Here is a 12074-nt window from a genome sequence, read left to right as displayed (position 1 = left end):
ATTTAGTATAGGCATTGCTGGCATGGTTGCTGGCGTTGAACAGCGACAGATATACTCGCAATACTGATGTCAAACTCTTTCCGATCTCATCAATAAGTAAACTTTATTGTTTTTGGTAATATTAAACCTAGTGTGATAATGTCAGCTTCCCTGAAATTCGGCCATTTAAAATTAGAGTTGGACGCGCCCGCCAGAGCGGGCGCGTCAGAACAAATTATTAATTTTAAACGGTCAAAAAAACAAGAAGATGAAAAAGACAAAATTTTCTGAATTTGAAAGAAATAATTAGAACATTGCTTTATTACATTTAATCATATGACGACGGATTTATATTGGTATCAGAGGGTGAATTTAAATGAAAAGTTGCAAGATTAGAATCATATTTAGACAATTTATATTCAACCTTAGAAAATCTAAATTTTTTAAACCTAGATTCCAATGGTACTTCAAAACCAATTATATTTTGATCAGCTATGAAAATGCTACTTACAAAAATTAATATTGCGTTGTCATTAGTTTTCCTATCAATACTTTTTACATACGCTTTAATATCATGCTTCCATAATACTTCATTCATTAAAGTGATACTTTTTTTTCTAATTATTGGAAATTCAACCTTTTGTCTGTAAATTAATAGTTTTTTTAATTGTTCAGCAAGTTTTTGTAACCCAAGATCCCTTGATGTAGAATATTTAGAAATAAATTCTGATACTTTCCCAAAAAAAGCAACTTCTTCCGTTAAATTATTTAAACTATATCTATACTCGGGAACAATTGAATTAAAGTTTTTAAATTTATATAAATATTCTTTCCCCGTTTCAATACTTTCTTTTCTTTTTAGGGCTGCTTGATATAACCGAACACAATAATTCTTCAATATGATAGCACTATCTTTATTTTTACTATTTAATGGAACAAGATCAAATTCTTTAGAAGCTTCAAGGTATTTCCCTACAGAAAGATTTTGCTTGCCTTTACTATAATGATTTGGCCCCATATTACAATAGGCCAAGAAAATAGAGATTGCTAGTAATAATAAAATAAATTTTTTCATTATTGCAATTTTTACAAAATTTAAATATTCCTATTTTTTAAGTTAACGGCCAGGGCTATGCGATGTGCCGCAATTGATTTTAATAAACTTTCTATTTGTAAATATTCTCAAATTTACGATTTATTTTCAATTTTGCACAATTTGCGACATGGACTATAAGCTGCTGTTATGAGCTGGGCTTTATTATCTTGTTCCAATTATCTATTTTTTCTTGAAAGGAATATGATGCATTCGCTGGACTTGTTGAAAGCAAAGTCATGTAATTTATTCCGTCAAATCTTTCAAAGTATTTGTCATATAACTTTTCTGCTTTTTGTCCATTAAATGCAATTATTTTTATTGATGGATTCGCTTTTAAAAAGTCATTTAATTCGTTTGGTACTTCATTCTTAATATCGGAATCTAAACTTGATTCTCGATTTGCTTTGTGGCAAACATCCCAGATTGATATTCCATTTTGTTTTAAAAATTCAGTCTTAGATTCATAATCGTACTGAATCTCTGAGTTATGCAATTCATAAATTATTTTCCAGAATACATTTCTTGAATTTGCATAATATTCATTTAGTCGTAATGAATCCTTTCCTGGCATAGTGCCAAGAATGAGGACTTTGGGATTCTTGCCGACAATTGGCTTAAAAGATTCAATTTGAACTGTATTCGTTTCAGTTACAGGTTTTTTCTTTTCAGGAACTTTGTCTATTATTTTCTTTTTAGTTTTAGGAGAAGAAGATATTCCTTTCCAATCAACCTGAAATTTTCCATTGTTAATCGAAGTTGAAAAATGTATTGAATCCTTGTCTGGTAAATCTGAAGATTTGAAACTGAAAGCCTGAATTTCATTGGTTTTTATACGACAGATGTTAACTACTAAAAGATCAAATTTGCTTTTATCTTTGTAGCGAACTCTAAATCGTTCATTTGAATTTTCCCTGTCTTCTGGAATATTCCTATTAACTTCTTTTATCTCCATTTTCTAAATATTTATAGCTTTAATTTTCGTATTTACTAATATATTTAATCGAAGTTTAATCGCTTTATTTAGAGTTATTTGCAGTATTCAGTATAGCCGATGTTGGCAGCATGTTGTTTTTTTAATTCTTTTATTGCATCTATAAGTCCATAGTACAGCAAATTGTCTTGTACTCTTGCCTCTGGATGTGAGTAGGAAATAAAAAATCGTCCTGTGTCGTATTCATAATACCAAATACCCCTTGTTGTTCTATGCCAGTTGTCTTTATTTGGAATATCAACAAAAGCATTGAAAGCATTTGATGTTGAAGAACCACCACAGATTATTAGGTCTGGGCGTGTCGTTTTGCTTTGATAATAGAGTTGAAATTGTCGATTCAGCAGTTCTTTGTCTTGGTCAGCAGTTTTCAACATTTTTTTATTGTCTGATGTATGTCCACCAGGTGATTTTTTAACATTTATGATGCAAATCATCGGAAGCAATTCTTTTCTCAATGTATCAAGTATTTGCCGGTTTTCTAAATTCTTCCACTCAATTTCTTTATCCAAATTGTTAATTCCGTAAACCCATCTCGCAACATTGTCCCATGTCGGCCGTCTATTGTATGCTCCATTTCTTAAAAATTCCTTTAAGTCAACCGATTCTCCTTTTTTGTTGTTTACTTCTTTTAGAATGAGCATTATTTTAGGGTTGCTGCTTAGATACTTGGTTTCGTCAACGATTCCATCTGGGCTAAAACCTTGTCTGGAAGAAGACCATTCATTAAAGAGTTTTGTTTCTTGTTCAGTTATCATTTTATTTCAATTGCTGCCAACCCCTGTATGCCTAATTAAATGGCCCGTTGTTCGTTAAGGCACATGCTTTACACAATTTGCGACATGCAGTATGAGCCGATGTTAGCGGTTTGTTGTTTTTTATTTCTACCGTTATTTTAGTTTGTAATCATTTTCATTTACAATTATAAGCTTATATCTATTTTTTAGTTCTGTTGAAAAATCTTGAATTTGCGAATCATTGTCAGGGTGAAAAACGAAAACCAAATCAGGGTCTTTTTGACTGTATGAATCAAAGAGATTTAAACCGTTTAGAATTCCTAACCTAGTTTTATCTTCAATAATGTTTTTAATGTCTTGAAATAAGTTTGTCCTAAAAGTATCAGAATTTTTACCATATAAATAATTCTCAAAATCATTTATATGTTCTTCTATTCCTGATTTACCCTTAGTCGCATCCATTCCTTTTTTTACTTCAAAAAAGATTATTTTGTTGGTTTCTCTTTCAATGCCTAATAAATCGAATACAGCCCGTTTTTCCCTATTATTTTTTTCTATTTGGTTTTGCTCAAAGGCATATTCCATATCAAGTATGACATACTTATCTGTTATGTCTTGATTAGATTTTGCAATATTTTGCTGTGTATCAAATTCATGTCTTGGATTACCCTCAAGCCATTTATCAATTGTCTTCTTTATGTGCTCAAAATATTCAGCTGGATTAGAAATTGCCAAATTTGTTGGTGGAATATTCCCATATTTTGGGTCAACTTTTAATGTTTTTATTTCTAAAGCTTTCCCTTTCCGATAATAAACATAAGCATCACCATCCTGCCGGACCTCTATGCGTAATTCGTTATCCGATTTAATATAGTCCAATAAAGGCGACAAATCACCATTAATCATTCTGGCTATTAATTTATTATCAATTTTTCTCATTGTATCTACTCGTTTTTTCAATGTCCGTTAAGGGCAAAATACTTTACAAAGTTAAAGGCACATGCTTTACACTAAATTAGTGCTTAATCTTGTTTATTGTTTTGGTTTTGATAATTTATCAATATTATTTTTTTCTAATAGTTTATTGACTGTCTCATCATTAATAAAATTATTATTCAATAAAAAAGACATAAATTTATCCAATCCTTCTAATTCTCCAACAATAGTATATCTTTTCCCTTTGCCAATATCTGTTCGACCAAAATTCATTTTAGACAAATAACTATCAAGTTCTTTAAAATATTTTGCTAACAACTCTTTGAGTTCTATTGTTTCTATACCATTTTTATGTGCTTTCTCAATAGACTTTTTTCCAGAGCCACCATATACGTAAATCTTTTTGAATTTTTTGTTTTTTAGATAGTTGTATTCTTTCCGTATAAAAATCTCCGCATTTTCTAAATTCTTAATTACTCTATCAATTTCTTTGTTGCTTGGTAAAAAATCTTTACAGCTAATTATATGAACTTCATCACCAACAGCAAGAATATCTAAATCACCCCAAAATCTTTTCCCATTTTGAGGAAGAATTGGAACATCTTTTTCTACCAGCCATTTTCTCAATCTATAATATCTTTCAACAATTAATTCAGAATTAGAGTATTTCATGTTTATGTAATCTTTTTACACCTTGCATACAACGGTTAGGCATATGTATTCTATGATAAAATCACTTTAAATATATAAAAGTTATTCAATATTTATTTAATAAGTGTCACTCAACGACTTATATGCTTTGTTGTCTGCTAGGCTTCCATCATCTTAAATTTTATCCAAATATTTGCCAATTCCTTTTTCCGGTGGTAGTATCAAATTCTCTTCGTACTTTCGCCTCACATCGGCGCATAAAAGTTCAACTGATTTCTTCGTCATATTTTCAATGTGCGGACTTGTACACTTTTATGTTTTGTCGGTTTGTGTCACATTATATCTTCTTTACTGTGAACTCAAAACCATTTGCCTCAAAAAATTGAAATAAATTCATGTGTCGAATATTATAATGTCTGCATGCTGCAGGCAACCTCGTTGCTCTTTTTTCACTTTCGGTAGTTACCATTACATAATTTGACTGGTCCCCAAACATTCCGTCTTGTTCCATTATTTCAATTAGCATAGTAACCATCCAAGGATCAGCTTGATCTTTTTCAGATTCAGGATCGATTAACTTTGGGAAATTACTTAAGACATCAGGAACGAGTTCCAATTGCCTTTGGGATGTAGAAATGAAATTTGCTCTAAAAGCTGTTAACCATTGTGCAAGCTCATCTTTTTTCCCGGATTTTGGTACTATTTCGTCGAAAACAATCTGATGTGATAAAATTTTCTTTTTTTCAAAAAGTTCCTCTAAATACCTCCATAAATCAGGCATTAATCGTAAAGGATAAAACCGATGCATAGTAATAAATGCACTCGCATCAATACAATATATTTCTCTTGCATCAGATTTCATTGATTAACCTACTTACCCTTAAACCGAGTGCATGAGCAGCATCAGTGTAATTAATTCGATTTGTACCAATTGCTTCAAAAACTATGTTATAAAATGTTTCGCCTCTGGATGCTCTACTTTTTACTTCGGGTAAAACAAATCCTTTAGTTTTTGGTTTTTTCTTATATGTTGCTTTTATTTTGTCAAGTAACGCATAGAATTTTACATCAGGCAATAAACCTTCTTCTTTTAATCTACGGAGATATACTTCACGACTTACTTTCAGTTTTCTGGAATAAGTCTCTATTTCTTTTAAATTGTCAGTTGGAACTATGGTTTTTATTGGGGCAAGGAAACTTCCAGCAAATGTATTACACGCCCATTCTTCTTTTTGATTTTGTTCAACTTTGTCAACCAAACACATACCCGATTGATGACGTATTATATGAGCCAATTCATGAAATATTGTAAAAATACGACCGGTGTAGCTGTGATTGCTGTTGGTTACAATAATGTATGGCAAATTATCTGTCATACAGAAACCTTGTAACTCTTCAATTGGCATGGAAAATTGGAAAACTAAAATTCCGAGTTTATCTTCAATGGATGTTCGCCAATTTCTATATGCTTCACTTTCAGATTTCCATTTTAATTGTTGGTCTATGTCTATTCCTATCAATTTTCTTAATCTGGTAATAATGTCTTTTTCATTTTTAATCTTTTCAATCTCATTTAGCCAGAGTAACTTTTTATTCCAATAGTTTTCACCTTCCAAGTCTTTAGCTATTCTTTGTAAATGCGCACTTCTCCTCAATGTGAGTAATACTTCTTTGGAAAGAAAACTGTCAGTAGGAGAAAGGTTTCTAAAGTCTTTGGGTTTTTTAATTTTAACAGGAACTTTAGGTAAAAAGAAAACAGCAATTTGCCTTTTATAATAAGTGGCAAGATTTTGCAATTTACCAAAAGGAATATCTTGACCTTTCCTTTCCCAATTTTTATAGCGTTCAGGGTCAACAGAAAGCTTTACAGCCACTTCATCAATGCTGTAGCCAGCTTCTTGTCTTGCCCAAAGCAAAATATCAGGGTTAATATTTACATTAATTCTTGCCATTTTTTACTCACAAAGATATTTGATTTATTTTAATTTTATTGGTGAACATTTTTCCTATTTTCATTTTTCTCTTTTTGCCTTGCGGCTAACGGTTTAAATATGGTGTGTGCCGCAGTTTGATGCGATTATTTTTCAATCTAAGACTAATTTTATTTTGTATTTCAACTTTTATATTTACAACTACTTGCGGCATGCACTATGTTCTTTGTTAGGGCACGTTATTCTTTCATTTCCAATCTTTTATTGTCCAAGTAATGCAATTTAATGCTCCGCCATATTTAACAATTTTTGTCATATTAATTTGAGCAATTCTATCATTTTCAGCATAATCAGGATAGTATCTTTTTATTTGTTCTAACGCTTGTTCATCTTCATCTATTTCAAATTTTGGTAAAAGAATCAAATCTTTCGTTTGAAGGAAATTAATATATGCCCAATTTCGTTTATTTCTTTTATTCACATTGAACCTAAGAAATTTATATTGAATTCCGTTTTGTTTAAGACGATACAAGTTAACTACTCCCCATCTTTAGACAACTCTTTTACAAAAATAAATTAGATTTTCTTTCTTCGTTTAATCATATTAAAAGAAAACCTAAGCAGCCTGTTTGAACACTTTTACAGGCATTTTATACGCTAATGACTGATGGGGTCTTTGCGTGTTGTAGAACTCTATGTAATCTTTAATTTTCTCATATAATTCCAGTCCGTCTTCCGATGGTTCCAAATATAACTTTTCGTATTTTATGTTTCTCCAAAACCTCTCTATAAAAATATTATCTATGGCTCGACCTTTACCATCCATACTGAAAGTAATCCCCTTACCGGTTACAAACTCCGTAAATTCTGTTGCTGTAAACTGGCTTCCCTGATCGGTATTAATCATTTTAGGTTTGCCATGATCCTTTATGGCTTGCTCCAAAGTCTGTTTGCACCATTGGGTTGTCATGGTATTCGACAATGACCACCCTACGATATACCTGCTGTAAAGGTCTATGATGGCAAAAAGGTACATATAACCGTTGCCAACGGGAACATAGGTAATATCCATCGCCCAGACCTGGTTGGAATGGGTTATTTCTAAATTCCGCAACAAATAGGGAAATACCGTATGGCCTTCCCCCTTATGGGGCTTGCTCGTATTTGGACGTGGGCCGATGGCTTGCAAATCCATAAGCCGGTACAATCGTCGTACGCGTTTGGCATTGACCGGATACCCTATGTTTCGCAGATAGGTGGTCATGCGCATGACTCCATAAAAAGGTGTTTTCATGTATTGCTTGTCTATCAGCTTCATCAGTTCCTGATTGTAAGAACCCTCTTGTCGGGGAACATAGTAGAAGCTGCTGCGGTTTACTTCTAAAAGTTCGCATTGCCGTTTGACGCTTATTTCTTCTTTCCTGTTCACTTTTTGAAGTTTCGCTTTTCCGGCTATTTCCCCAACACTTTTTTTAAGAAGTCAACTTCCATTTGCAGTTGGCCTACTTTCTTAAACAGGGCTTCTTTCTCTTTTTCAACATCTTCTTTCTTAGTACCCTTTTCAAATACCGATGATGCTGATGATAAAAACTGGCTCTTCCAGGTAGAAATCTGATTCGGGTGTAATCCGTATTTCCTCCCCAGTTCCTGAATCGTTTCTCTTTCCTGCAGGGCTTCCAATACTACTTTCGTTTTGAACCTTGATGTGTACTTTTTTCTCTTTTTCATAACAACAAGTTTAATCAATTTTTCTAACTTAACTCGTTGTCCAGTTTTTGGGGTGTATTATACAAGAGTTTTGTGTCATATTCGTAAATCTCACTAATTAAAACAGTATTGCTATTTATAAATCTTAATACTCCATCTGAATGACCAAATCTTTCTTTTTTATCCCAAGGTATCAATATTATTTTTTCAACTTTAAATATTCTTTTCAGTTTCTTAATTAATTCTGTCTTAGAATATGACAATCTATTTTCAACAACAACTTTATCAGTTAATATTAAACAATTGTTAGATTTTACAACATTCCCGCCATCAAGAATTATATCGGATTTTTCTGTGGTAAGTTGAATCAAATCACAAACAATATCTGGATATGATTTTAAATTTCTATAACCTTTCTCTGCTTTTTGAAGATAATCAGGGTCATACCGATATTCAATAAATTTTTCTTTTGTTACTTGAATAGGCATGTAGTCTCTTGCCCAAATATCTTTTGTTTTTGGTAATAATTTTGGCTCTATTCCTATTGATTTTAAAACACTTGTGATTTCTTTAAATGTTTTAGTAAATCTTTTATCTGTCTTTAATCGTTCAGAAAAATAAATTGTATTTGTTTCGAAGTCGGTTATCATTTGCTTATTGAATATCCTAATATTTGTTTAATTTCTTCATTTGATAAATCTGAATTTTTAAATATTTTTTCTTTATCTTCATATTTCTTGAATATTCTTTTATCTTTTGCTAAATACTTATACTTTCTTTTTACAAATTGTTTTTTGTTTCTCACATCCGCATTTCCAAGATTTAATCTTTCTGAAACAAATACATTTTGCCAAGGAACATTTTTTTCAACCAATTCAAAACTATTTTTTTCACCTAAAACAAATTGATTAAATATTGTTTTTACAATATGCGACTTTTTTATAATTGTATTTGCTGAAAAATCATATAAACCACGAAAAAGAATACCACCAAATCCCTCATCTTTGTTGTTCCCCAAAGAAAAATCTATTCCATAGCGATGCATTTCTAGTTGCCCATAAGGCCGTTTATGGTCCACTCCTTTTGCATAATCATCTTGATGTAATTTGTGCCAATAGTAGATTTCTATATCAATGAGTGAAAAAAAAGAATTGTTTATTTTTAATTGTCGATGCAATAATAAATCTTTTGCTATCAAATCTAATGATTTTATAATACACCCCAAAAACTGGACAACGAGTTAAGTTAGAAAAATTGATTAAACTTGTTGTTATGAAAAAGAGAAAAAAGTACACATCAAGGTTCAAAACGAAAGTAGTATTGGAAGCCCTGCAGGAAAGAGAAACGATTCAGGAACTGGGGAGGAAATACGGATTACACCCGAATCAGATTTCTACCTGGAAGAGCCAGTTTTTATCATCAGCATCATCGGTATTTGAAAAGGGTACTAAGAAAGAAGATGTTGAAAAAGAGAAAGAAGCCCTGTTTAAGAAAGTAGGCCAACTGCAAATGGAAGTTGACTTCTTAAAAAAAGTGTTGGGGAAATAGCCGGAAAAGCGAAACTTCAAAAAGTGAACAGGAAAGAAGAAATAAGCGTCAAACGGCAATGCGAACTTTTAGAAGTAAACCGCAGCAGCTTCTACTATGTTCCCCGACAAGAGGGTTCTTACAATCAGGAACTGATGAAGCTGATAGACAAGCAATACATGAAAACACCTTTTTATGGAGTCATGCGCATGACCACCTATCTGCGAAACATAGGGTATCCGGTCAATGCCAAACGCGTACGACGATTGTACCGGCTTATGGATTTGCAAGCCATCGGCCCACGTCCAAATACGAGCAAGCCCCATAAGGGGGAAGGCCATACGGTATTTCCCTATTTGTTGCGGAATTTAGAAATAACCCATTCCAACCAGGTCTGGGCGATGGATATTACCTATGTTCCCGTTGGCAACGGTTATATGTACCTTTTTGCCATCATAGACCTTTACAGCAGGTATATCGTAGGGTGGTCATTGTCGAATACCATGACAACCCAATGGTGCAAACAGACTTTGGAGCAAGCCATAAAGGATCATGGCAAACCTAAAATGATTAATACCGATCAGGGAAGCCAGTTTACAGCAACAGAATTTACGGAGTTTGTAACCGGTAAGGGGATTACTTTCAGTATGGATGGTAAAGGTCGAGCCATAGATAATATTTTTATAGAGAGGTTTTGGAGAAACATAAAATACGAAAAGTTATATTTGGAACCATCGGAAGACGGACTGGAATTATATGAGAAAATTAAAGATTACATAGAGTTCTACAACACGCAAAGACCCCATCAGTCATTAGCGTATAAAATGCCTGTAAAAGTGTTCAAACAGGCTGCTTAGGTTTTCTTTTAATATGATTAAACGAAGAAAGAAAATCTAATTTATTTTTGTAAAAGAGTTGTCTAAAGATGGGGAGTAGTTAAATTTAACTATTGTTTCTTGTGTTGTTTTATCAATTGTTATCATAATAATTACCATCAAATTATTAAATGTGCCCAACGGGTGTGGCTATGGTGTGTGCCGCAATTGGTTTTCATAATCTTTCTGTTTACAAAGATTCTCAAATTTACGATTTATTTTCAATTTTAGCACAATTTGCGGCATGCACTATGAGCCGCTGTTGTGTGCTGGCATTATTAATTATTTTCAATAAGTCTTTTTTCAATCTTAAAAATTAATCTAAAGACAAATTTGAAATAAGGTCTTGAATTTTCATTAGCAAAATTCTCCATTTGTAACTCTTGCATAAAAGGGATTACTTTATAATCCATTCTAACTTCTTTTATATCTGTTGGATTACTTAATGATGCTTGAAAACCTATTGAATTATCTGGCAAATCAGCCAAAATTTCAGAACTGTCAGCATGAGCAAACCCATTTCTCATTAAAACTCTTATATGATTGAATAGTATTTGTTTTTCTTCTTCGGTTATTAGTTTATTTTTTTTACATAATTCTATTGAATTTCCAAGTTTTAATTGTCCATATTTTTTATTTGGTTCGCTAAATATTTCAGTCCATTTTTCTACCGGTTTTGATCCAATACCAACTTCTTGATAAATCAACGCTAATTTAAGCAGGCGTTCAATTAAATTATTAGTTAGTGTTATCGCTGCACGATTAAATTCAAGTAACAAACATTTATTAATTTCAAAGAGAATCGTATTTAATTCACTAAACACCTTCAATTTAAAATCAAAATTTTTTGATAATTCTGGAAAATTTTTGTTCAGGTTTTCAATAAAACTATTTTTAAAAATCTCTTTATCCATTTCTTTATTAGACTTAACCAAAAAAACAACCGTGTTTATCTTCCCTAATTACTCCAATGATTTTATCTATGCAAGTTGATTTCGAGAAAGGTTCGTAAAGTTCCCATTTCCCACTTGCTCGCATCCAATATAAATTCCATAATTGTTTTGACTTATAAAATCTAATTTTTACAAAGGGAATATTTTGTGTTTCCGCCGGATTGTTCCACAAAGGTCTGATCTCATAAATTTCAACAATCTTTCCGTCATAAGAATATCCAAAATCAAGTTGAGTACGAATCTCTTGATTTTCAGATCTTAGAGATTCCACGTACTGTTTTATTTTTGATTCGTTAATATCGATTGTTGCTTTTGTCATTCACTCACGTTTTTTTTTGCTTGCACACAACTCCTTATATCCCTATTAAATAGCCTGACTACCATCAAAATATTTTCGGATAACAGTATTTTACCTACACGAATATTTGCCAGGGAAGCTGTAAAAAAGTTTCGATGGGAAGCCAAACAATATAATGGGCGATTTAAGCGCAAGGGTTTAATTTTTGGGTTGCCGTAAAGTTAGAAAAAAGTAAGATAAGAATCGTACCTGTAAATGAATTTTTACAAAAAAAGATAGAAAGTGAGAATATCGGGGCAGATAAAAATGTTAATCCTAAACTTGTAGGAAAACCTAATAGGTGCCGGATTTTATTCAAGTTGCTAATAAATCCTGAGCAATAAAAAACCCCCAAAT

16 protein-coding genes are annotated in these 12074 nt (G+C 32.1%); 2 read left to right on the top strand and 14 right to left on the bottom strand.

The genetic code is table 11. The features are described 5' to 3' along the window. Window positions 1-307 precede the first annotated feature (307 nt). From LA303_RS09015 to LA303_RS08960, 12 genes are all read right to left on the bottom strand, one after another. Complete coding sequence (locus LA303_RS09015) at window positions 308-1054, bottom strand: hypothetical protein (protein ID WP_240524944.1); 747 nt, start codon at window positions 1052-1054, stop codon at window positions 308-310. A gap of 166 nt (window positions 1055-1220) precedes the next feature. Beyond that, window positions 1221-2027, bottom strand: a complete 807-nt coding sequence (locus LA303_RS09010) for a DNA-deoxyinosine glycosylase (RefSeq protein ID WP_240524943.1) — start codon at window positions 2025-2027, stop codon at window positions 1221-1223. Between the two features lie 74 nt (window positions 2028-2101). Beyond that, window positions 2102-2821: a hypothetical protein gene (locus LA303_RS09005; RefSeq protein WP_240524942.1), complete on the bottom strand. Its 720-nt coding sequence runs from the start codon at window positions 2819-2821 to the stop codon at window positions 2102-2104. 132 nt (window positions 2822-2953) lie between these two features. Then, complete coding sequence (locus LA303_RS09000; RefSeq protein WP_240524941.1) at window positions 2954-3739, bottom strand: hypothetical protein; 786 nt, start codon at window positions 3737-3739, stop codon at window positions 2954-2956. A gap of 93 nt (window positions 3740-3832) precedes the next feature. Continuing rightward, a complete protein-coding gene (locus LA303_RS08995; protein WP_240524940.1) occupies window positions 3833-4408 on the bottom strand; it encodes a hypothetical protein in 576 nt (191 codons plus the stop codon). A gap of 316 nt (window positions 4409-4724) precedes the next feature. Next, window positions 4725-5249, bottom strand: a complete 525-nt coding sequence (locus LA303_RS08990) for a DUF4411 family protein (protein WP_240524939.1) — start codon at window positions 5247-5249, stop codon at window positions 4725-4727. Beyond that, entirely contained in the window at window positions 5239-6339 is a 1101-nt protein-coding gene (locus LA303_RS08985) for an XRE family transcriptional regulator (RefSeq protein WP_240524938.1), read from the bottom strand. The genes LA303_RS08990 and LA303_RS08985 overlap by 11 nt, the downstream gene beginning before the upstream one ends. 226 nt (window positions 6340-6565) lie before the next feature. Then, complete coding sequence (locus LA303_RS08980; protein WP_240524937.1) at window positions 6566-6799, bottom strand: agmatine deiminase family protein; 234 nt, start codon at window positions 6797-6799, stop codon at window positions 6566-6568. 135 nt (window positions 6800-6934) lie between these two features. Further along, on the bottom strand, window positions 6935-7747 hold the full coding sequence (locus LA303_RS08975; protein ID WP_240524773.1) for an IS3 family transposase: 813 nt from the start codon (window positions 7745-7747) through the stop codon (window positions 6935-6937). Between the two features lie 23 nt (window positions 7748-7770). Continuing rightward, window positions 7771-8046 (bottom strand): transposase, encoded by a 276-nt coding sequence (locus LA303_RS08970; RefSeq protein ID WP_240524774.1) that lies wholly within the window; start codon window positions 8044-8046, stop codon window positions 7771-7773. Window positions 8047-8069: 23 nt separating this feature from the next. Continuing rightward, window positions 8070-8675, bottom strand: a complete 606-nt coding sequence (locus tag LA303_RS08965) for an agmatine deiminase family protein (protein WP_240524936.1) — start codon at window positions 8673-8675, stop codon at window positions 8070-8072. Continuing rightward, complete coding sequence (locus tag LA303_RS08960; RefSeq protein WP_240524935.1) at window positions 8672-9223, bottom strand: hypothetical protein; 552 nt, start codon at window positions 9221-9223, stop codon at window positions 8672-8674. Before LA303_RS08960 ends, LA303_RS08965 begins: the two co-directional genes overlap by 4 nt. A gap of 74 nt (window positions 9224-9297) precedes the next feature. Here LA303_RS08960 and LA303_RS08955 point away from each other — a divergent pair, with 74 nt between their 5' ends. After that, window positions 9298-9573: a transposase gene (locus LA303_RS08955; RefSeq protein ID WP_240524774.1), complete on the top strand. Its 276-nt coding sequence runs from the start codon at window positions 9298-9300 to the stop codon at window positions 9571-9573. Window positions 9574-9596: 23 nt separating this feature from the next. Then, window positions 9597-10409 (top strand): IS3 family transposase, encoded by an 813-nt coding sequence (locus LA303_RS08950; RefSeq protein ID WP_240524773.1) that lies wholly within the window; start codon window positions 9597-9599, stop codon window positions 10407-10409. A gap of 296 nt (window positions 10410-10705) precedes the next feature. Here LA303_RS08950 and LA303_RS08945 read toward each other — a convergent pair whose 3' ends face one another. Next, window positions 10706-11341 (bottom strand): hypothetical protein, encoded by a 636-nt coding sequence (locus tag LA303_RS08945; RefSeq protein ID WP_240524728.1) that lies wholly within the window; start codon window positions 11339-11341, stop codon window positions 10706-10708. Window positions 11342-11354: 13 nt separating this feature from the next. Next, complete coding sequence (locus LA303_RS08940) at window positions 11355-11699, bottom strand: DUF3024 domain-containing protein (RefSeq protein ID WP_240524934.1); 345 nt, start codon at window positions 11697-11699, stop codon at window positions 11355-11357. Window positions 11700-12074 lie beyond the last annotated feature (375 nt).

This window comes from Candidatus Sulfidibacterium hydrothermale, from assembly GCF_020149915.1.
Taxonomy (GTDB): domain Bacteria; phylum Bacteroidota; class Bacteroidia; order Bacteroidales; family F082; genus Sulfidibacterium; species Sulfidibacterium hydrothermale.
The sequence above is the reverse complement of the archived record's forward strand: the minus strand, read 5'-3'. Positions and strand labels throughout refer to the sequence as shown.